The organism is Imhoffiella purpurea, from assembly GCF_000585215.1.
Taxonomy (GTDB): Bacteria; Pseudomonadota; Gammaproteobacteria; order Chromatiales; family Chromatiaceae; genus Imhoffiella; species Imhoffiella purpurea.
On the sequence record NZ_AONC01000029.1, the window covers coordinates 77745 to 98281 of the forward strand.

The window sequence follows — 20537 nt, forward strand, 5'->3', positions numbered from 1 at the left end:
CAGCCAGGGCGCCGGTGTCGGTCACGGGGACGAGCGGCCTCTCGGCCGGCCGGCTCAGGCGGTCTCGGAGTGGGCGATCGCCGACTCGATGAGCGCCAGGAAATCCTGCTCGTCGCGGACCCTGGCCACGTCCTCGGAGGACACCGTATAGCCATGGGGACGTGCGATCGCCTCGTAACGCGGCACCCGCGAATGGAACAGGCGCGGAAAGACCCAGCGGGTGAAGTCGTCCGGCTCGATCTCGGCCACATAGTCGAGCCCCTTCAGGGCCAGATAGTCCTTGACCGCGACCTGCAGGAATTCGGGTCTATAGTAGAGCGGCTTGGGATCGGCCTGGGCGCGCTGGATGAGCTTGATCTCGTCCGCCTCCGGTACGCGGATATAGAGGATGAGACTGTGTTTGGCGAGCATATCGATGACCCGCGGCTCGTCGAGCTCGCACAGACTCCCGCCGACGTCGTTGACCAGATGGGCGTAGCTGTAGATGTCCTGCGCCTTGCGCACGAAGTCCGGCACATCCAGCATGGCGGCAATCTCGGCCGATCGGTAGAGGGCCTGACGGCGGCTGAACTCCTCCAGCGGCAGACCGCCCAGTTCGGGATTGCCGAGCTTGCCGACGAAACTCAACACGGGCCCCAGGTCGGTGACCTTGATGTTGTTGCGGATGGCGATCCAGTCGCGCCGCAGGAGCTCGCGCAGGAAGGGCTCGCGCATCGCCTGGGCCTTGATCAGGTCCAGGATCGGCTCGTCCAGGTAACGGGTGCCGATCCGGTAGTCACCCGAATAGTGGAACCAGTCATAGCGGCGCAGCATCGCCGACAGATAGGTCTTGCCGACCCCGGACATGCCGAGCAGGGTCACGCATTTATGCTTCCAGGCGCGGAATTCGTCGACCGAGAACTTCAAGGATCAGGCCTCCATGAGGCGTTGGTTGAAATGCCGGACCAAGGAGCCCGCACCTCGTGCCAAGACTCGCCGGGCACGTCGATCCGACTGATATGAATGAATCGATACTAATGCAGCGCGCGCGAGACTGACCAGCCATCTCGAGCCGCGCATCGCCTGAATCGCCGCCAGCTGATTCATGTCAAAGCCGCGCCTCCAGCGCCTCCCAGCGCACATAGGATTCCTGGAGGATGGCATCGACTTCGGCGAGACGCTCCTTGACCCGCACTACCTCGCTCGGATCGCCCTGATAGAGCGCCGGATCGGACATGCGCGCATGCAGCTCGGCCTGCTCCGATTCGAGCGACTCGATACGCCCAGGCAGGTCCTCCAGCTCGCGCGTCTCCTTGTAGCTGAGCTTGTCGGAGGAGCGCTTCGGCTTGGACGACTTCTCGGCCGGTCTAGGCGCCGACTCGGCCTTGGCCTCGACCACCGGCTCCGCGACCGGGCGCTGGCGCAGCCAGTCCTCGTAGCCGCCGACATAGTCGCGAACCACCCCGTCGCCCTCGAACACCAGGGTGCTGGTCACCACGTTGTCCAGGAGCGCACGGTCGTGGCTGACCAGCAGCAGGGTGCCGCTGAACTGGATCAGCAGTTCCTCGAGCAGTTCGAGGGTCTCGGCGTCGAGATCGTTGGTCGGCTCGTCGAGCACCAGCAGGTTGGCCGGACGGGTGAAGAGCTTGGCCAGCAGCAGCCGGTTGCGTTCGCCCCCCGAAAGCGCCTTGACCGGCTGGCGCGCGCGCTCGGGGGTGAAGAGGAAGTCCTTGAGATAGGAAAGGACGTGACGACTGGAGCCCTCGATCTCGATCTGGTCGCTGCCCTCGGCGACATTGTCCTGGACGCTCTTCTCCAGATCGAGCTGGGCGCGCATCTGATCGAAGAAAGCCACCTGCAGGTTGGTGCCGCGCCGGATGACGCCCTGCCGGGGCTCCAGATCGCCGAGCAGCAGCTTGAGCAGCGTGCTCTTGCCGGCACCGTTCGGACCGATGATACCGATCTTGTCGCCGCGCAGGATGAGGGTATCGAGCCCGCGGATGACCGGGCGGTCGCCCCAGCTGTAGCCGACGCCCTCGGCCTCGACCACCAGCTTGCCGGAGCGGTCGGCCTCGGTCATCCGCAGCCGAGCGGTTCCCTGCAACTCGCGCCGCTCGCGGCGCTCATCGCGCATCGCCTCGAGGGCGCGCACGCGCCCCTCGTTGCGGGTCCGACGCGCCTTGATGCCTTGACGGATCCAGACCTCCTCCTCGGCCAGCTTGCGGTCGAACTGCTCGGCGGCCAGCGCCTCGGCATGGAGCCGCTCCTCGCGGCGACGCAGATAGTTGGCGTAGTCGCCCGGCCAGTCGGTGACGCGCCCGCGATCCAGCTCGAGAATGCGGGTCGCGACCCGCTGCAGGAAACGCCGGTCGTGGGTGACGAACAGCAGGGATCCGGAAAACCCGAGCAGGAACTCCTCCAACCAGTCGATGGCGTCGATGTCGAGATGGTTCGTGGGCTCGTCGAGGAGCAGGAGATCGGGCTCGGTGACCAGGGCTCGGGCCAAGAGCACCCGCCGCTGCAGACCGCCGGAAAGGGCTTCGAAGCGGGCGTCGGCATCCAGACCGAGCCGCGAGACGACCCGCTCGGTACGCTGTTCGATCTCCCAACCTCCCTGATCGTCCAATCGATGCTGCAGCCGAGCGAGATGCGCCAGCTGATCCTCCGAGGCGCCCGGTCCGAGCGCGTGCGAGAGCCTGAAATACTCCTGAACGACCGCGCCCAGCTCGCCCAGCCCTCCGGCCACGACATCGAAAACGCTCGCCTCCTGTCCGCGCGGGATCTCCTGGGCCAGACAGGCGATGCGCAGCCCCTGATCCCGACGCAGATGGCCGCCGTCGGCCTGCACCTCGCCGGCGATGATCTTGAGCAGGGTGGATTTTCCCGCCCCGTTGCGACCGATCAGACAGATCCGCTCTCCGCGCTCGATAGTGAAGGAGACGTCCTCCAGCAGGGGAGGAAGACCGTAGGACAAACCGATCGAGTCGAGACTGAGCAATGGCATCTGATTTCCTGGGAGAGTGGGAGATTGAACGCGGAGGAACGAGAGGGGTCAGAGAGACGCGAATGCGAACGAGATTAAAGAGAGCACCCATGCGACGCAACCTCGGAACGGAGGCCAAGATTTGCGTTATTTCAATGACAGAAATCACCCGAACGTCGACCACGGCAAATCGGTTAGTATTACAGCCTCGCGCGCACCGACGCCGTGCGCATGTCCAGGGATCAAACAAACTCGATGACGAAAAGCGTGACTCTGCGGGACGCCTGGTCGGGCGAGGCAAACTGCCTAAACTGTTCGCTGCGCACATCGGTCCTGTTCGCCGGTCTGAAGGAACAGGATTTCGAGCGGATCCACGACCCTATCGACCAATACACGCTGAAGCCAGGCACCAGCCTCTACCATGCCGGAGACACGGGGGACCATATGTTCACCGTGCGCACCGGTGTGCTCAAGCTGGTTCAGTACCTGCCCGACGGCAGCCAGCGCATCGTGCGTATCGCCCGTCCGACCGACGTGCTGGGACTGGAGGCGATCCTGGACGATGCCTACCACCACGATGCCGTCGCCCTGCAGATGACCGAGGTCTGCCGCTTCCCGGCGCGCCTGGTGCGCGATCTGGGCCGGGAGACGCCGGATCTGCATCGCGAGCTCATGGCGCGCTGGCAGCGCGCGCTGAGCGAGGCGGACGCCTGGCTCACCGAACTCTCGACCGGATCCGCGCGTCAGCGCGTGGCCCGGCTGCTGCTTCGCCTGGCACGCGACCGGGAGTCGAGCGAGTGCCATCTCTTCAGTCGCGAGGACATGGGAGCCATGCTCGGCGTCACCACGGAGACGACCAGCCGCACCATCGCCGAATTCAAGCGTCAGAGCCTGCTGGTGGAGACCGCGCCCAATCTGTTCCTGCTCGACATCCCCAATCTCACGCGTATCGCCGAGGATTGATCCGAAACGGAGCGACTCGACCGAACGCACACGAAAGGAACGCGATCGCCGCTGGCTCCACGCTGTCTGCGGCTTGATCGTTTTCAATGATCACGCCGTAACCTGGGCTTAATCTGCAGCCATTCTTTCGCGAACGGCCGCCTAATCCCCGACCGAAGCGGGACGCATGACTCCGAGTGGACCCCAGGGTGGCGCGCGGTCGCATCCTGATTCCCGCTGTATCGGCCACGGCCATACGCCTGCTGCGCGATGCTCCAGCAACCCCCCGCCGATGGAGTCCGCCATGAAGCAGACACTCTCAACCGCAGAATATCCAGTCTTCACCCTGGAGTTCGGCCGCAGCGAGACCAGTTTCGATTCGGTGGATGCCATCTGCGGCTATTTCAGGGCCTGTATCGAGGCGCACCGAGCGGCGATCTTCATCGCCGAGTTCGACCATCTCGCCCACACCCGCAATCTGCCCGAGGGCCATTGCGGCGAAGGCATCCGGGCCGCCAAGAACGTGGTCTTCTGCTTCGGCATCTCCCTGCCGAGCCCCCAAGCGCTCGCTGGACGTCCTCGCTCCATCGGCGTGGCCGAAACCGAGCATGGCTTCTTGGTTACCTTCCTCGAAGCCCCCATGCCTGTGGCGAACGCCGCCATGGAAGACTGGGCCAGCGGATTGCTGAAAATGCGGAACGCGATCGCCTGACGCGGCGGAGACCCGAGCCTACAACAGCCTTCTTGCGTGGAGTAAGCGATGCGTATTGCAGTCACCAGCCAGAACTTCCGGACCATCACGGGACACGCCGGCAAGACCCGACGCTTCCTCATCCTGGAAGCCGACGGCCGCTCCGAGCCAGTGGAGATCGATCGGCTCGATCTTCCGCCGGACATGTCGATGCACGAATATCAGGGAGGAAACCATCCCTTGTTCGAACTGGGCCTGGACGCCGTCATCACCCAGAGTGCCGGTCGCGGATTCATCGAGCGGCTGTCGCGACAAGGCATCAGAGTGCATGCCACCAGCGCCACCGACCCCATGAACGCTGCAACGGACCTGGCCGCAGGCCGCCCACTGCCGACGGCGGCGGCACATCACCAGGATTCCGTTCAGCTGAACGCCGGCCACCGCTGATCTCGCACCGCAGCGCTCCGAAGCACTTGCGATTTCGGAGCGTCTCCCCAATCTATGTGTCCGCCTGATCGACCGGAACCCGACTTCCCGGTGGCACCCGGACAACTCAGCCGATACCGCTCGTCGGATTCACTCTCGCTAGGGCACTCAGTCGACTAAGGGTCTTTATCCTGCGGGTTGCGGTAGGTCATTCCTGCCCCCCGGAGACTCATTTAGTCTGCGACCGAGCGCTGGCCAACCCGATCACCGTCCCAGCCTCTCGCGGCTCTGGAAGGGGAATCATCTCAGCGTTCATTTCGAACCATTTGCCAATCAGGTTTCTCGTTTCCAGGAGAATCGCTCATGCTCGACAGCACCATGATCGAACTCTCGCGATGGCAATTTGCCGCCACGGCGATGTATCACTTCCTGTTCGTTCCCCTGACACTGGGTCTCTCCTGGATTCTAGTGATCATGGAAAGCGTCTACGTCATGACCGGTCGCGAGATCTATCGGGACATGACCAAGTTCTGGGGCAAGCTCTTCGGCATCAACTTCGCCCTGGGCGTCACCACCGGACTCACCATGGAGTTCCAGTTCGGCACCAACTGGGCCTACTACAGCCACTATGTCGGGGACGTCTTCGGCGCACCGCTGGCGATCGAGGGCCTCATGGCCTTCTTCCTCGAATCGACCTTCATCGGTCTCTTCTTCCTCGGCTGGGAACGTCTGTCCAAGCGCCAGCACCTGACCGTCACCTTTCTGACCGCGCTGGGCTCGAATCTATCCGCGCTCTGGATCCTGATCGCCAACGGCTGGATGCAGAATCCGGTCGGCTCCGAATTCAGCTACGAGACCATGCGCATGGAGATGACCAGCTTCATGGAGCTGCTCTTCAATCCGGTCGCCCAGGTCAAGTTCGTGCACACGGTCGCCGCCGGCTATGTCACCGCCTCCATGTTCGTGCTCGGCATCAGTGCCTGGTACATCCTCAAGGGCCGCGACCTGGCCTTCGCCAAGCGATCCTTCTCGGTCGCGGTCGGCTTCGGCCTGGCCTCCATCCTCTCGGTCATCCTGCTCGGCGACGAGTCCGGCTACGAGGTCGGCGACGTGCAGAAGGTGAAGCTGGCTGCGATCGAGGCCGAGTGGGAGACCGAACCCGCACCGGCGGCCTTCACCATCTACGGCAACCCCGACAACGACGACCAGGAGACCCACAACGCCATCAAGGTGCCCTGGCTCCTGGGCCTGATCGCCACCCGCTCGCTCGATACCGAGGTGACCGGCCTCAAGGACCTGATGCGCGAGCACGAGGTTCGCATCCGCAGCGGCATGATCGCCTATCACTACCTCGATCGCCTGCGCAACGGCGAGGACACACCCGGCAACCGGAGCGCCTTCGAGGAGCACAAGGACGATCTTGGCTACGGACTGCTGCTGAAGCGCTATGTCGAGAACCCGGCCGAGGCCACCGAGGAGCAGATCCAGATGGCCGTCCAGGACTCGATCCCGGAGGTGGCGCCGCTGTTCTGGACCTTCCGCGTCATGGTCGGCGCCGGGGTCTGGATGCTGCTGCTGCTCCTGCTCGGCTTCTACTTCAACGCCCGACGCTCCATCCAGGACAAGCGCTGGCTGCTGTGGCTGTTCGTCGTCAGCATCCCCGCCCCCTGGATCGCCGCCGAGACCGGCTGGTTCGTCGCCGAATTCGGGCGTCAGCCCTGGGCGATCGGCGAGGTCCTGCCGACCAGCATCGCCGCATCCAGTCTCACCGCGACCGATCTGATGATCAGCCTCTCGGGCTTCATCCTCTTCTACACGGGGCTCTTCATCATCGAGATCTTCCTCATGTTCAAGTTCGCCCGCCTGGGCCCGAGCTCGCTGCACACGGGACGCTATCACCACGAGCGCGAAAACCACCCCGCAGGCGGCATGTCGCCCGCGACCGCCCCTCAGAAACCGGCCGAATAAGGAGGAAACATCATGATCCTCGATTACGAAACGCTGAAATTCATCTGGTGGATCCTGGTCGGCGTGCTCTTCATCGGCTTCGCCGTCACCGACGGACTCGACATGGGTGTGGGCGCGCTGCTGCCCTTCCTCGGCAAGAACGACAAGGAACGCCGGGTCATCATCAATACCGTCGGACCCCACTGGGACGGCAATCAGGTCTGGCTGATCACGGCGGGCGGCGCCATCTTCGCCGCTTGGCCGCTGGTCTATGCCACCGCCTTCTCGGGCTTCTATTTCGCCATGCTCCTAGCGCTGTTCGCGCTCTTCTTCCGGCCGGTCGGGTTCGACTACCGGAGCAAGATCGCCGATCCGCGCTGGCGCAGCGCCTGGGACTGGGGGCTCTTCATCGGAGGCGCCGTGCCCGCGCTGGTGTTCGGCATCGCCTTCGGCAACCTGCTGCAAGGCGTCCCCTTCCATCTGGACGGCCTGCTGCGCCCCTACTACAGCGGCAGCTTTTTCGGCCTGCTGAACCCCTTCGCCCTGCTCGCGGGCGTCGTCAGCGTCGGCATGCTGGTCATGCACGGGGCCATCTGGCTGCAGGTCCGTACCGCCGATCCCATCTCCAGCCGGGCCAAGGTGGCCGCGAAGAAGGCCGGCCTGGTCACGATCGGCGCCTTCGCGCTGGCGGGCGTCTGGCTAAGCCTGGGGATCGACGGATTCCGGGTCGTCTCCATGCCGGGTCTCGACGCCATCCCCAACCCGCTCACCAAGGAGGTTGTCCAGGAGTCGGGCGCCTGGCTGTCCAACTATGCAGACTATCCCTTGACCCTGATCTTCCCGCTGCTGGGCTTCGGCGGACTAGGGCTCGCGATCCTGGCATCCATGTCGGATCGTCCCGGACTCGGACTGGTCGCCAGCAGCCTGGGCCTGACCGGGATCATCATGACCGCGGGTGCCGCCATGTTCCCCTTCATCATGCCGTCGAGCACCAACCCCAACAGCAGCCTGATCGTCTGGGACTCGGTATCGAGCCATCTCACCCTGACGGTGATGTTCTGGGCCGCGGTCATCTTCGTGCCCCTGATCCTCGCCTACACCACCTGGACCTACACCAAGATGTGGCGCCGGGTGACGGTCGAGGAGATCGAGGCGCAGGACCATCTCGCCTACTGATACGGCACCGAGACAAGCTGCAAGCCCGCCCGGTCCCGGCGACCGGGCGGTGCAAAGAACCAGGATCGGATCACTTGGAGATTGGAGAGGAAGAACGCAATGTGGTACTTCTCGTGGATTCTAGGCGTCCTTCTGGCGCTGGCATTCGGCATCATCAACGTCATGTGGTACGAATCGGAACTGAGCCTCGGCTCCTCCGACGACCCGGATAAGACCTGACGTCACCGATCCGCAGGGCGGCATCGCGACCGCTCTGCGGCTTTCATCTGATCGAATCAGCTCGCGCGGATGGGAATGATGACGATATCCACACGTCGATTCAAACGACGCCCTTGCTCGGTGTTGTTGCTCGCCACCGGCCTGGTCATCCCGTAGCCACGCGACTCCATGCGGCTCGGATGGACCCCGTCGCTCGCGAGATAGTTCTCGACCGCGGCCGCGCGCCGCCGGGAGAGATCCATGTTGTATTCGGCCGACCCGGTATTGTCCGTGTGACCGGCGATCGCCAGCTGGGTCTTGCCGTACTTGTTCACCACCCGCGCGATCTTGTCCATGGTGCTGTAGAAGCCGGACTTGATCCGGTCCGAATCCACCTCGAAGCTGGTCGCCCCGGTCATGCCGACCAACAGCTGATCGTCCGGCAGCTTCTCGACCCAGATCACACCGCTCGCGATCTCGGGGGCGAGCACCTTCTCGAAGTCCTGACGCTGCTGCTCCATGTAGGAACCCACCGCCGTCCCCAGCAAGGCCCCTCCGACCGCGCCGATCAGCGCCCCCTTGCCCGCATCGGCGCTCAAGGAGCCGATCAGCGCGCCGGCCGCCGCCCCGGAGGCCGTCCCGATCGCCGCGCCCCGGCCGGTCTCCGTCATCCCCGAGCCATCGGCCGCGCAGCCCGAGACGAGAACGGCGACGGTCCCCGCAATGGCCAGACGTTTTGAGATAGCTGAGCTCATGAATGCCCCCTTCGATAGATTGGATTGAGTCGATGATCCGGACCCGGGCAGCGAAATCGCGCCGCGAGCCCTGCGCTCGGAAAGCAGGATCCGAGACGAGCCGTAGAGTCGGGCCCAGACCGCATCATAACTGATGACGCCAAGGGGGCAGATGACGATCAGCGCCCGCCCGAAGGCGCAAGACCGAGGCCCCCACAGGATCGGCGACCGAGTCAATCCAGGAAACCCTTGATCGCGAGGATCCCCAGTGCGGCGGCGACGCTCAGTCTCAGCCAGAGGCTCTTGCCCCTCGCGTCCGACATCAAGACCTCGATCGCGTAGAAGAGGATGATCACACCCAGCGCCAGCCAGCCGAAACGGGCGTACCAGGACGCGCTCAGGCTCGGCACGACCACCGCGACGATGAGAATGAGGATGTCCAGCGTACTGACATTGAAGTCGACATTGGAGAAGCGTACCCAGAGGGCGATCGCCACACCCAACAGCCCGAAAACGAACATGACGAGGCGACCATGGACGTCCATCATGGATGTTTCATACAAGAAATAGACGACCGCGACCGCGATGACATAGGCTGCCAGCCGCTCGCTCCAGAATCTCCATCGCGGTGTCAGCCAGAGACCCACCAAGAGTTGAGCGAGCAACAGACTCGTGAGGACACCGATATCCGAGCCGACATCCGGAGCGGCCAAGGCGCCTCCGACCAGAACCAGCGGAACCACGAAAGAAAGCAGGCGGGACGACCATCTGGCCAGGAAACCCTCGATGGCCTCCAGCAACCGCCGATCGTCCGGGTCGTCGTCTAGGACCCTCGACTCGGCGCCGGCATCGGCCCGAGAACCTCTCCGAGACAGGGCTTCGATGCCGACCAGCATGAGGATCGAAAAGCCGACATAGATCAGAGCGAGGGCCAGATCGGCGCTGTAGCGAAACACATAGGCCAGCAATATCAAGACGGCCTGCGCGATATAGATGGCCACCACCGCCTGATACTGGCTCCAGCCCAATGCCAGCAACTGATGATGCAAATGAAGCCGATCGGCCGAAAATGGCGAGCGGCCCTCGGCGATCCGACGCACCATCACGTTCACGGTGTCCAGGATCGGCAGACCGAGAATCAGGATCGGCACCAGGGCGCTCACGGCGGTATCCGGCCGCTGGGTGACGATCAAGGCCATGACGCCAGTGCTGAACCCCAGGAACTGGCTGCCGGTATCGCCCATGAAGATCTGCGCCGGGTTGGTATTGAAGCGCAGAAAGCCGAAAGTCGCCCCCATGATGGCGAAGACGACCATGAGCGCCGCAGAATCCCCGCACTGATAGGCCAACACGGACAGACAGCCAAGGGCGAGCAGGCTCAGGCCTCCCGCCAAGCCGTCCAGGCCGTCGGAAAGATTCACTGCATTGGTCAAGCCCACCAGCACGAACACCGTCAAAGGCAAGCTCAGCGCGAAAGGCAGAAGATCGAAGCCCAGCAAGGGCACCCGCTGGATCAGGACGCCACCGACGAGTGTCACGATAAGCGCGGCCGCGACCTGACCGAGGAGCTTCAGCCTGTAATCCAGATTCAATCGATCGTCCAGAATCCCGAATACGAAGATGACGAACGCACCCAGCACATAGGCATGGAGGTCGGCCCGCATCGGCGCCCACAAGAGGACCGGGATCAGGGTACCGATGACGATCGCGATACCTCCCGTCCTGGGCGTCACTCTGGTGTGTATCTTCCTTGCATCCGGCCGATCCGTTATCCCCAACGCAATGGCCAAACGGGATAGCGGGGGAATCAACAGCATCGAGACGAACAAAGCCACGAGCAACACATAGATGGCTTGCATAAGCAGACTCAAGGCGATTCTGGTTGCGAATTCCCAATCGCGAAACAGGCTGCGAGAGAGAAGATCGGGCGCCAACCATACCAATTTACACGCACCAATGAATCACCCGTCCACGGAACCTCGGATCGTGCGGCAGGAAGCGACCCGCGGATCGCGCCGACCGAAGACGTGCCCGGGCCTACCGACCGCTCACAGCCCCAGCTCTCGCCAGCGCGCCTGGATGCGCTTGACCGACACGGGTCCGGGCGTACCGAGCTGCTGGGCGAACAGCGAGATCCGCAGTTCCTCGATCAGCCAGCGGATCTCGTCGAGTCGCGCATCCCGACGCCCCGCCTTCCGGGCCGTGGCGTCACGCTCGCGCCAGCGATCCTGGAGCTCGGACATCTCGGCCATCCATTGCCGATCCCGCCCAGGCGCATGGCCGAGACGATCGATACGCTGCCCGATCCCCTTGAGATAGCGCGGATAGTCCTTGAGACGCGCATAGGGCACCTGCCGAGGGAAGCCGCGAAAGACCAGAGCATCCATCTGACTACGGATATCCATCACCGACGGCATCCAATTGACCTGAGTGATATTGGCGAGCCGCTTGCGCAGCTCTTGGTAGCTCGTCAGGATACCGCCGATCAGCATGCAGACCTCCCTGGCCGTTCCGAAGAGCCGCGACCCACGCTCGGCCAGACGCCGTTCGAAGACCTCTTGGGTCCGCATGGGAGGAAGATCCTCGACGAAGGTCAGATCCAGGGCCAGTGCGACCAGCTCGTCCGCCAGATCGGCCTCCTTCCCCGCGCCAACCGGCTTGCCCCCCTGGCTCCCGGTCGGGCTGGGCGCCTTGGCATACTGCAGCCGCATACGGTCCAGATTGGGCAGGTCCTTGCGCAGCCGGCGCAGATCGGCGCCCAGATGCAGCATCAGCAGGCGCCTGAGTCCATCGCGCTGGGCGAGCTCGGCGCTCTCGGCCGAATCCAGCACCTGGATCGCCACGCTGTCGCCACGATCGACCAGAGCCGGAAAACCGCGCATGCGGATACCGGCCCGGGTCAGCTCCAGATGCTCCGGCAACTCGCCGAAATCCCAGCGTGTGACTCCCTCGCGTTCCAGACCGCTGGTCGGGATGTGGGCGAATCCCTCCTGCGCCTGATCGCCGAAGCGGCGCTTGAGCCGGACCGGATCGTCGCCGACGGCGAGCCGCTTCCCGGATTCGTCGACGAGCCGGATCTTCATCCGCAGATGCTCGGGGATGTCGCTCTGGTCCCAGGCGTCCTCCGGAACCTGGACGCCGGTCATGGCCTTGAGCTCCTCGCCGAGCGCCTGGATCAGGGGACGGTCCGTGGGCTCGAGCCGCGCGGCCAGACGGGCGGCGGTATCCGGGATGGGCACGAACGCCTTGCGCATCTGCTTGGGAAGACCGCGCAGCAGGGCGGTGATGCGCTCCTCGATCAGCCCCGGCACCAGCCATTCGAGCCGTTCCGGCGAGACCTGATTGATCAGCGGCAGCGGCACGACCAGGGTCACGCCGTCGGCCTGATCACCAGGATCGAAGTGATATTCGAGCGGCAGCGCGGTCGCCCCGACCTGGAGACTGTCGGGGAACGCCTGCTGGGTGATGTCCGCCGCCTCGTGGCGCATCAGGTCGGACATACGCATGTGCAGGATCTTGGGATCCTTCCTGGACGCCTGCTTCAGCCACTGCTCGAACAGAGGCTTGGAATAGATGCCGCTCGGGATCCGCTCTGCATAGAAGGCATAGATGGATTCCTCGTCGACCAGGATGTCGCGCCGTCGCGACTTGGCCTCCAGATGGTGGACGTGGTCGATCAGATCTCGATTGTGACGCCAGAAGGGCGCGCGGGTATCGAAGTCGCCCTCGGCCAGACCGAAGCGCAGAAAGATCTCGCGCGACTCGGCCGGATTGATGGGACCATAGTTGACGCGCCGCTTGGGCACCAGAGTCACGCCGTAGAGCATCACCTTTTCGAAGGCCGCGACCTGGCCCGACTTGGACTGCCAGTGCGGCTCCGAATAGCTGCGCTGGACCAGATGACGTCCCGTTTCCTCCACCCAGGCCGGCTGGATCTTGGCGGCGATGCGTCCGTACTGGCGCGTCGTCTCGACCCGCTCGGCCACCATCACCCATTTGGGCGGCTTGGCGAAGAGCGCCGAGCTCGGATGCACGAAGAAGCGGCTGTTGCGCGCCCCCTGGAACTCGCGCTCGGCCTCGCGGAAACCGATGTTGCCGAGCAACCCGGCCAGCAGGGCGCGATGAATCTTTTCGGAGCTATCAGCCTCCAGCTTCCTGCCTCCAGCCTGAGGCTGCAGCTCCTGAGCTGGAGGCTGGTGGCTGGCCGCTGAAAGCTGAAAACCCATCTCCAGCATCTGCTCACGCAGCTGGGCGTGGATGTCGCGCCATTCCTGCACCCGGTTCCAGGACAGGAAATGACGCTGGCAAAGCTTGATGAACTTGTTGCGCGAGAGCGCCTTGCGCTCCTTCTCGATGAACTGCCAGAGATTGAGAAAGGTGAGAAAATCCGAGTCCTCGTCGGCGAAGGTGGCATGGATCTCGTCGGCCGCCTGCTGCTTGTCGAGCGGCCGCTCGCGCGGATCCTGGACGCTGAGCGCGGCGGCGATGACCAGCACCTCCTCCAGACAGCGATGCTCGGTGGCGGCCAGCAGCATGCGTCCGATCCGAGGGTCGACCGGCAGTCGCGCCAGCTGACGGCCCAGCTGGGTCAGATCGCCCTGGTCGTCGATCGCCCCCAGCTCCTCGAGCGTGCGGTAGCCGTCCGCGACCAGCCGGGAGTCGGGCGGATCCACGAAGGGGAAGCGCTCGATGGCCCCGAACCCCAGCAGCTTCATCTGCAGGATGACCGAGGCCAGGTTGGTGCGGGCGATCTCGGGCTCAGTGAACGCGGCGCGGGACGCGAAGTTGTCCTCGCTGTAGAGCCGGATGCAGATGCCCGAGGCGACGCGACCGCAGCGACCCTTGCGCTGATCGGCGCTGGCCTGGGAGACGCGCTCGACCGGCAGCCGCTGGACCTTGGTGCGATGGCTGTAGCGGCTGATGCGGGCAAAGCCCGGATCGATCACGTAGTGGATGCCGGGCACCGTGAGCGAGGTCTCGGCGACGTTGGTCGCAAGCACCACGCGCCGAGTGCTGTGCGAGTGGAAGATGCGCGCCTGCTCCTGCGGTCCCTGACGGGCGAACAGCGGCAGGACCTCGGTCGAGGGCGGATGGTGCTTGCGCAGTGTCTCGGCGGTCTCGCGGATCTCGCGTTCGCCCGAGAGGAAGACCAGCACGTCGCCCGGACCGTTCTGCGCCAGCTCCTTCACCGCGTCCGAGATCGCCTGCTGCATGGCGTCGTCGCGCTCGGCCGCGCTCTCCTCCTCGGGCGGACGGTAGCGCACCTCGACCGCATAGGTCCGGCCCGAGATCTCGATGACGGGGGCCGGATCGCCCTGTGCATCCGCGAAGTGCCGGGCGAAACGCTCCGGGTCGATGGTCGCCGAGGTGACGATGACCTTGAGATCGGGCCGTCTGGGCAGGATACCGCGCAGATAGCCGAGCAGGAAGTCGATATTGAGACTGCGCTCGTGGGCCTCGTCGATGATGAGGGTGTCGTATTCGTTCAGGAAGCGGTCCTGCTGGATCTCGGCGAGCAGCATGCCGTCGGTCATCAGCTTGATCGCCGTCTCCGGACGCACCCGGTCGTGGAAACGCACCTTGTAGCCGACCAGTCCGCCGGTCTCGGCCCCCAGTTCCTGGGCGACGCGCCCGGCCAGGGTGCGCGCGGCGATCCGTCTCGGCTGAGTATGGCCGATGCGTCCGGCGATCCCGCGCCCCAGGTCGAGACAGATCTTGGGCAGCTGGGTGGACTTGCCCGAGCCGGTCTCGCCGCACAGCACCACCACCTGATTGCGGGCGATCAGCTCGGCCACCTCGTCGCGGCGCTCGCTGACCGGAAGCTCGGGCGGATACCGGATCTCGGGCACGGAGGCACGACGCTGCTCCAGAATCGAGCGGGATCGCCGGAGATCCTGCCAGAGCTTGGTCAGCCCCTGATCGAAGGGCTGACCGGCACGTTGACGCTTGCGCAGACCGCGCAGGCGCGCCTGGGCACCATGGCGGTCGCGGATCAGACAGGCGTCGAGATCCTCCTCGGTGGGAAACAAAACGGAATCGGGTGGAACAGCAGTCATCGAAGCAATCTTCCGAACTCAAATTCTATGTCGATCGCTCCCGTCCGGGATCCGAACCGGGTCGATCGCGCACGCGGGGTATCCGCCACAGGCGGCGCCCGAGACCGGCGGATGGAGGAGAGGATCAAACCTCCGATGCCTCGGCAACGGCGAAGTCGAATGCCATATCCGAGCTCGGCGGCTGCACGTAGGGACCTTGGATCAGATCGACACCCGAGCTGTAGAGACGCGCGATGGTTCCGGGTCCGTCCACTCCGGTCGCGATCACCCGTGCCCCGGATGCCTTGACCGATTGGATCAACCAGGCGATCGCATCCAGTTCGGGACCTTGCACCACACGCCGCGTGATACGCACGAAGCTGCACGAGAGCGCCTGCAGGACGCGCGAGCTCTGCTCGCTGAAATCGATCCCGTTGAGACAGACACGGATACCGAGCTTCGCCAGCTGCCGTGTCCTGCGGATGACCAGCTCGAGATTCCGATCGGCATCGGCGGCCTCGAGCTGGATGACCGGACGCAATCGAATCAGATCGCGGTCATTGATCTGATCCCGCAGCCAGCCGGTCCACCCCTCCCCGGCCATCCCTTCGGAAGACTGATGGATGAACAGCTGCACGGGCCGGCCTTGCCGCCAACGCCGCTGAAGCGCTTCCAGACCGGCAGTCAGCACCCAACGATCGAGACGCGATGAAAGCTGTGCCCGAGCGGCGACAGGCATGAACTCGCCCGGCGCCAGCAGTTCGCCATCGCCGACCAGAACACGAGGGCACAGCTCGTAGCGCTCGCCCATCATGCCGGCCAAGGCGACCATGGGCTCATAGAGGATCTGCATCTGGTCGGCCAGGATCGCCTCGACGATCATACCGACTCGATCCAGCCCATCCTGACGCGCCGTTTCGCGCGCATCGTATTCACCGAGATGCCGATCGCCACCGCGCAAGGACCAATGGGCGGCCTTGCTCGCGCGCGACAGCAGGGTCACTGAATCCTGACAATCATCGATCAAGGGATACCAGCCGGCGCCCAATCGCGCATCGGGCGCGCTCCGCTTCAGCTCCTGAGCGATCTCGTGGGCGAGCCCCTGGGCGAACTCGGCGAGCGACCCGGCATTCTGACGATGGATGAGAACGGCAACGGCATGATCGGCAACGCGTGCGGCACAGTCTCCCGGGACCATCTCGGCCGCCACCTTGGCCGCGACCAATTCCAGCCCCGGCCCCTCTCCGACCACTTGCAGATAGACCAGCGCCCGCTGAACCCCGGGATGGCCTCCAGCCAGCCGACCGGCGGTTGCGCCCGCCCCGGAGTGGATCTGTCCGATCAGCCGGTCCAGCCGTTTCAGCAGCCGCTCGCGCGTCCCCAGCCGGGTGAGCCCATCGATGGATTCCGGCGCGTGGATCGCATGCAGACGCATTCTCACGCGCGCCAGTCGATTGCGAACGCAGGCGACCAGCCGATCCGGCGCGACGGGTTTGGCGAGGAAATCGTCGCCGCCGATGCGCAGGGCCGCCATCTGCTGATCGGGATCCAGCTCCGAGGAGAGAAAGAGGATGGGAATATCGGCGTACCGCTCCTGAGCGCGGATGACGGCCGTGAGCTCGATCCCGGAGGCACCCGGCATGTGAAGGTCCATCAGGATCAGATCGGGCGGGAAACGCTCCAGCACCTCCATCACGCGCAGCGGATCCAGCACCCGTTCCGTGACCATGCCGGCCCCTTCCAGGACACGCGCGGCGAAGAGCGCGGCGACCGGCTGATCGTCGACCACGAGAATCCGATCCGGGCGCGGCGCCTGGACCCCCAGGATCTGAACGAGACGCTCGGCGAGATCCGCGACATTGGAGTCGAGCGGAAGATAGGCATCGGCCCCGGCGCGCATGGAGGCGAGACGCAGGCGTATGTCCTCGATATGGGCGAGCACGACCAGACGAATACCCGAGGCCGGATCGGTCAGGATAGCGGAGACGGTCTCCTGAAGGGCATCCGGGCCCTCGACCCTTCGCGTATCCAGCAAGAGGAGCGCGAGCCTTCCTGACGCCTCGGCGAAAACCGGAGGCTCGTCCCGATGGACCTGCAGCGAGACTCCATACTCGTCCAGGACGCCGGCCAAGGCGCTGGCCAGAGCCTCGTCCGAGGTCAGGAAATGGATGACGGCCACATCATCGGAAGCGGGATCTGAGCTCATGAGGATCGGGATCTTCCGTTTGCTTCGCGCCAACATCAACATGTCCGTCGCCCCGGATCGCCATGGCGACAGCGGGGACGAACGACCCGACCATGTGGCGCATGCTGGCATCTGATTCATCGTGCCCGAGGGCACAGGATCGTGCGGTCGATCTTGCCACAGCACGTGAAGAGGCATCCATAGCCCCTGGTTGGCGCGCCCGAACACACGAATGGTTGTGTTCGGATTATCCGCGCAGCCGATGAAAGGGGAAAGGGATTCGTCCGGAAAGGCGCGTGCAGAAGGCCAAGGGGATGAAACCGAAGCGAGGGACGCGGGGCAGAGAGCCGATCCCGAACATCGAGACCGGCTGGGCCAGGACGGCCCAACCGGATGAAAATCAGAGACCGTAGGGGTCCTGATACCAGTCGCGCAGCAGCTTGAGATCGCGCGGAGGCAGATAGTCGTAGGCGCCCATGAGATCGGCGTGGACCGCCTCGGCCAGCTTGTGCGAGACCTTGCGGTTGGTCAGCATGTGAAAATACCAGGCGAAGGGATAGCCGGCCTCGCGGTCGAAGCCGTGGATCTGATTCGCCAGGGCGGCGCCGCGCGCGACCTCGGCATCCGCCAGGGCGGGCAATGCCCCGGCGAGGACGGGCACGGGCTTGGCCGTCATGTGACCGTCGCCATCCCGGTCCTGATACTCGCGGATCGACAGCACCCAGTGGTGGCAGAAGCCACCCTCGGCCTCGGAGGCCGAACTGCGATCCCATTCGTCGAGGAAGCGCGCCAGTCGCGAACTGGTATCCGGGGACGCCATGAGATCGGAGACCCGGACCAGACGCCGGAACAACAGCCTGGGCGCCCCGATCGGCTCGGGCTCGAGACGCGGGAAGTCGGTCGGATCGACGAATTCGGCGATGCTGTCGGGAAACCAGTCGGGGTCGTAAAGCGCCCGGTCGAGCACCTCCTGGAGCTGCTCGATCTCGATCTGGATGTAATCGCGCGCGAGGGGGCCGGTCTGGACGACCAGATAGTGGGTCTGGCCGTTGAGCCGGGTCGCGAAATACTGGACCTCGGAGAGCTTGTACAGCAACTCGTCGATCTCGCCGTCGGACTCGGATTCGGCCCATTCGGTGATGTTGTGGGCGATGCGGTTGCCGTCCAGATCGACCACGCCGCCGAAACGATGCCAGCCCGAACGCGTCATCGCATGATGCACCTCGACGTCGGGCAACAGGGCCTGGACGGCCTCGATCAGAGGGGCGACGCCCTCGGAGACGTCGACCGACCGGCAGACCTCAGCGACCTTCAACTCGAGCTCGGACGCCAGACCCGGATCCAGGTTGCTCGCTGTGTTCGACATAGTCATTTACGCCATCGTTGTATTCGTTATGGATTCTCGAATCAGCGGTCCCGACCCAATGCCTCTCGGGCGACACGGGCCTCGGCGATCTCCCTCACGTCCGGGTCCTGATCCTCGAGCAGGGTCTCGAGCCGATCGAGCGGCAGACGCTCGGCGAGACGGGCCCGCACCCGCCAGTCGGGATCCCCGAGCATGAGCGCGGCCTCGTCGAGCGGGATGCGCTCGGCGACCTTGAGCCTGACCTCGGGCTCGGGGTCGTCGCGCATCAGCCCCAGACTCTCGAGCGGCAGACGCTCGGCCACCGTCACCCGGACCTGGCGGTCGGGATCGCGGATCATGCGGAACAGACGCCCGGGCGCGAGCCGACGCGCCACGTACTGGCGCACCAGATAGTCGGGATCCGTGGCCAGACGCTCGACCCGGTCCGGCGGCAGCCGGTCGGCGACCGTGACCCGGACCTCGCGATCCGGATCGCCGATCAGCGCGTCGAGCGCCTCGATCGGCAGACGATAGGCCAGCACCCGCCGCACCACCTCGTCCGGGTCGCGGATCAGGGGCAGCAGTTTCTTCTGCGAGAGATAGCGCGCGGCGATCGCGCGCCGCTCCCAGAAGCTGTCCCCGGCATAATCGTCGGCCAGTGCGGGATTGACGCGGAAGAAGCGTTCGATCTGACGTCCGCTCATGGCCCGGACGCAGACGTCGCCCGGGGTACAGCGCCCGGCGGTCAGCAGATCCCGGCGATGCGGACAGTCGTTGCAGTCGCCGACCGAGGATCGCGTCGCCTTGACTTGGTCTGTCTTCATGACCGCGACCTGAGCGAGGATCACTCCTCGTCCTCGACCTGGGCGAGCAGCAGACCGGTGGCGCCTTCGAGATCGTTCGTCAGCGTCAGGCAGTGCTTGCGCCCGTCCACCAGATAGATGTTGAAGCCTTCGCCACGGAGGGCCGGCTCACCGACGCCGACGTCCTCGTCGAGACAGGATGTGAAGTGCAGATCGGTGAAGGTCTCGCGCAGGACCGACAGGGTCTGGTCGCCGAGACCGGCGCGGCGCAGGATCTCGCCGACCTGCTGCAGGCGGGTCTCCTCGATCATGCCTCGGCCTCGTCGCGGTCGAAACGGATGCGGTCCTCGGGTGCCTGGCCCATGACCTTGGCCAGCCAGGGCGGCGCCTTGCCGGCGAGGATGCCCTGCAGGGCGACGACACGCTCGCGGGCGCTGCCGCCATTGGGGTCCTTGATCGGATGGATGTCCTTCTTGACCACCTTGGCCGCGGCCGGACCGCCGATCGAGGCGACGTAGAGCACCTGACAGTCGGCGATGAGCCCGGCGCGGTAGGCGTTCCTGTCGTCCCCGGCCTTGGTCTCGTCGACGACACGGACGTCGATCAGACGGTTCTCCTTGGCCGAGACCTGATAGACGAGGAAGCAGTGAGCGGAGCCGAAATGGCCGTCCAGTTCCTCGCCGTGATTGGAGGCGCAGGCGACGCGGATGGAGTCGGGCATGTCGCCCTCGGCATAGGACTCGATCGGAGGCGGCGGATCGGCGTCCTCCATGCCCTCGCCCTTGAGGATGGCGAGCGCGGCCTTGAGTTCGGCCTGATCCAGATGGGCGAACTCGCCGTCGGCGGCCTGCTTGAGGTCCTTGACCTTGAGCCCGGCCAGGCTCTCGGCGGTCGGAGGGAGGCCGACGGCGTCGGCCAGTACCCGGATCAGTCGGGCCGGATCCGTATCCGGCAATGTGCGCGCGGCGAGGCCGATACGCAGTGCAATGTCTTCGGAGAGTGATCCGGTCGCCATCTTGAATCTCCTCGGTCTCTGGTCTCGGGCCAATAGACGGCGCAATACGCTTCGCTATTGCGCCCTACCCAGCGAACG

Annotated in this window: 16 protein-coding genes; 6 read left to right on the forward strand and 10 right to left on the reverse strand. The window is 64.8% G+C overall.

Annotated features, from left to right (window positions below):
- Nucleotides 1-54: 54 nt before the first annotated feature.
- Both D779_RS10395 and D779_RS10400 read right to left on the reverse strand, forming a co-directional pair.
- Nucleotides 55-906: an ATPase gene (locus tag D779_RS10395; RefSeq protein ID WP_043753422.1), complete on the reverse strand. Its 852-nt coding sequence runs from the start codon at nt 904-906 to the stop codon at nt 55-57.
- A 181-nt stretch (nt 907-1087) separates the two neighbouring features.
- Nucleotides 1088-2983, reverse strand: a complete 1896-nt coding sequence (locus D779_RS10400; RefSeq protein ID WP_043753423.1) for an ATP-binding cassette domain-containing protein — start codon at nt 2981-2983, stop codon at nt 1088-1090.
- 234 nt (nt 2984-3217) lie between these two features.
- Between D779_RS10400 and D779_RS10405 the strand changes: the two genes are divergently transcribed.
- The 6 genes from D779_RS10405 (at nt 3218) to cydX (ending at nt 8363) form a co-directional block, all read left to right on the forward strand.
- Nucleotides 3218-3925, forward strand: a complete 708-nt coding sequence (locus D779_RS10405) for a Crp/Fnr family transcriptional regulator (protein WP_043753425.1) — start codon at nt 3218-3220, stop codon at nt 3923-3925.
- Nucleotides 3926-4208: 283 nt separating this feature from the next.
- On the forward strand, nt 4209-4616 hold the full coding sequence (locus D779_RS10410) for a DUF6858 family protein (RefSeq protein WP_043753548.1): 408 nt from the start codon (nt 4209-4211) through the stop codon (nt 4614-4616).
- Between the two features lie 48 nt (nt 4617-4664).
- Complete coding sequence (locus D779_RS10415) at nt 4665-5042, forward strand: NifB/NifX family molybdenum-iron cluster-binding protein (protein WP_043753426.1); 378 nt, start codon at nt 4665-4667, stop codon at nt 5040-5042.
- 342 nt (nt 5043-5384) lie between these two features.
- Entirely contained in the window at nt 5385-6989 is a 1605-nt protein-coding gene (locus D779_RS10420) for a cytochrome ubiquinol oxidase subunit I (RefSeq protein WP_043753428.1), read from the forward strand.
- A 12-nt stretch (nt 6990-7001) separates the two neighbouring features.
- Entirely contained in the window at nt 7002-8144 is a 1143-nt protein-coding gene (gene cydB / locus D779_RS10425) for a cytochrome d ubiquinol oxidase subunit II (RefSeq protein ID WP_043753430.1), read from the forward strand.
- A 99-nt stretch (nt 8145-8243) separates the two neighbouring features.
- Nucleotides 8244-8363, forward strand: a complete 120-nt coding sequence (gene cydX, locus D779_RS21645) for a cytochrome bd-I oxidase subunit CydX (protein WP_043753432.1) — start codon at nt 8244-8246, stop codon at nt 8361-8363.
- A gap of 56 nt (nt 8364-8419) precedes the next feature.
- On the opposite strand, the gene D779_RS10435 is transcribed toward cydX, so the two are convergent.
- The 8 genes from D779_RS10435 to D779_RS10470 form a co-directional block, all read right to left on the reverse strand.
- Complete coding sequence (locus D779_RS10435; RefSeq protein ID WP_043753433.1) at nt 8420-9097, reverse strand: OmpA family protein; 678 nt, start codon at nt 9095-9097, stop codon at nt 8420-8422.
- 212 nt (nt 9098-9309) lie between these two features.
- A complete protein-coding gene (locus tag D779_RS21095) occupies nt 9310-10809 on the reverse strand; it encodes an MraY family glycosyltransferase (RefSeq protein ID WP_052348032.1) in 1500 nt (499 codons plus the stop codon).
- 315 nt (nt 10810-11124) lie between these two features.
- On the reverse strand, nt 11125-15132 hold the full coding sequence (gene hrpA / locus D779_RS10445) for an ATP-dependent RNA helicase HrpA (RefSeq protein ID WP_043753435.1): 4008 nt from the start codon (nt 15130-15132) through the stop codon (nt 11125-11127).
- 124 nt (nt 15133-15256) lie between these two features.
- Entirely contained in the window at nt 15257-17317 is a 2061-nt protein-coding gene (locus D779_RS10450; RefSeq protein ID WP_043753437.1) for an EAL domain-containing response regulator, read from the reverse strand.
- A gap of 379 nt (nt 17318-17696) precedes the next feature.
- Nucleotides 17697-18668 carry a hypothetical protein gene (locus D779_RS10455; protein ID WP_232424151.1) on the reverse strand — a complete coding sequence of 324 codons (972 nt, stop codon included), beginning with the start codon at nt 18666-18668 and terminating at the stop codon, nt 17697-17699.
- Between the two features lie 35 nt (nt 18669-18703).
- Nucleotides 18704-19465 carry a 4Fe4S-binding leucine-rich repeat protein gene (locus D779_RS10460; RefSeq protein WP_043753551.1) on the reverse strand — a complete coding sequence of 254 codons (762 nt, stop codon included), beginning with the start codon at nt 19463-19465 and terminating at the stop codon, nt 18704-18706.
- A gap of 20 nt (nt 19466-19485) precedes the next feature.
- The gene (locus D779_RS10465) at nt 19486-19755 is read right to left on the reverse strand and encodes a DUF6129 family protein (protein WP_043753442.1); all 270 of its coding nucleotides are present in this window, start codon (nt 19753-19755) and stop codon (nt 19486-19488) included.
- Complete coding sequence (locus tag D779_RS10470) at nt 19752-20459, reverse strand: dinitrogenase iron-molybdenum cofactor biosynthesis protein (protein WP_043753444.1); 708 nt, start codon at nt 20457-20459, stop codon at nt 19752-19754. The genes D779_RS10465 and D779_RS10470 overlap by 4 nt, the downstream gene beginning before the upstream one ends.
- Nucleotides 20460-20537 lie beyond the last annotated feature (78 nt).

Coding starts and splice junctions, on each gene's coding strand:
- D779_RS10465 (WP_043753442.1), bottom strand. CDS start 19,755: ATGATCGAGGAGACCCGCCTGCAGCAGGTCGGCGAGATCCTGCGCCGC.
- D779_RS10455 (WP_232424151.1), bottom strand. CDS start 18,668: ATGACTATGTCGAACACAGCGAGCAACCTGGATCCGGGTCTGGCGTCC.
- D779_RS10405 (WP_043753425.1), top strand. CDS start 3,218: ATGACGAAAAGCGTGACTCTGCGGGACGCCTGGTCGGGCGAGGCAAAC.
- D779_RS10420 (WP_043753428.1), top strand. CDS start 5,385: ATGCTCGACAGCACCATGATCGAACTCTCGCGATGGCAATTTGCCGCC.
- hrpA (WP_043753435.1), bottom strand. CDS start 15,132: ATGACTGCTGTTCCACCCGATTCCGTTTTGTTTCCCACCGAGGAGGAT.
- cydX (WP_043753432.1), top strand. CDS start 8,244: ATGTGGTACTTCTCGTGGATTCTAGGCGTCCTTCTGGCGCTGGCATTC.
- D779_RS10435 (WP_043753433.1), bottom strand. CDS start 9,097: ATGAGCTCAGCTATCTCAAAACGTCTGGCCATTGCGGGGACCGTCGCC.
- D779_RS10460 (WP_043753551.1), bottom strand. CDS start 19,465: ATGAAGACAGACCAAGTCAAGGCGACGCGATCCTCGGTCGGCGACTGC.
- D779_RS10410 (WP_043753548.1), top strand. CDS start 4,209: ATGAAGCAGACACTCTCAACCGCAGAATATCCAGTCTTCACCCTGGAG.
- cydB (WP_043753430.1), top strand. CDS start 7,002: ATGATCCTCGATTACGAAACGCTGAAATTCATCTGGTGGATCCTGGTC.
- D779_RS10400 (WP_043753423.1), bottom strand. CDS start 2,983: ATGCCATTGCTCAGTCTCGACTCGATCGGTTTGTCCTACGGTCTTCCT.
- D779_RS10415 (WP_043753426.1), top strand. CDS start 4,665: ATGCGTATTGCAGTCACCAGCCAGAACTTCCGGACCATCACGGGACAC.
- D779_RS10470 (WP_043753444.1), bottom strand. CDS start 20,459: ATGGCGACCGGATCACTCTCCGAAGACATTGCACTGCGTATCGGCCTC.
- D779_RS10450 (WP_043753437.1), bottom strand. CDS start 17,317: ATGAGCTCAGATCCCGCTTCCGATGATGTGGCCGTCATCCATTTCCTG.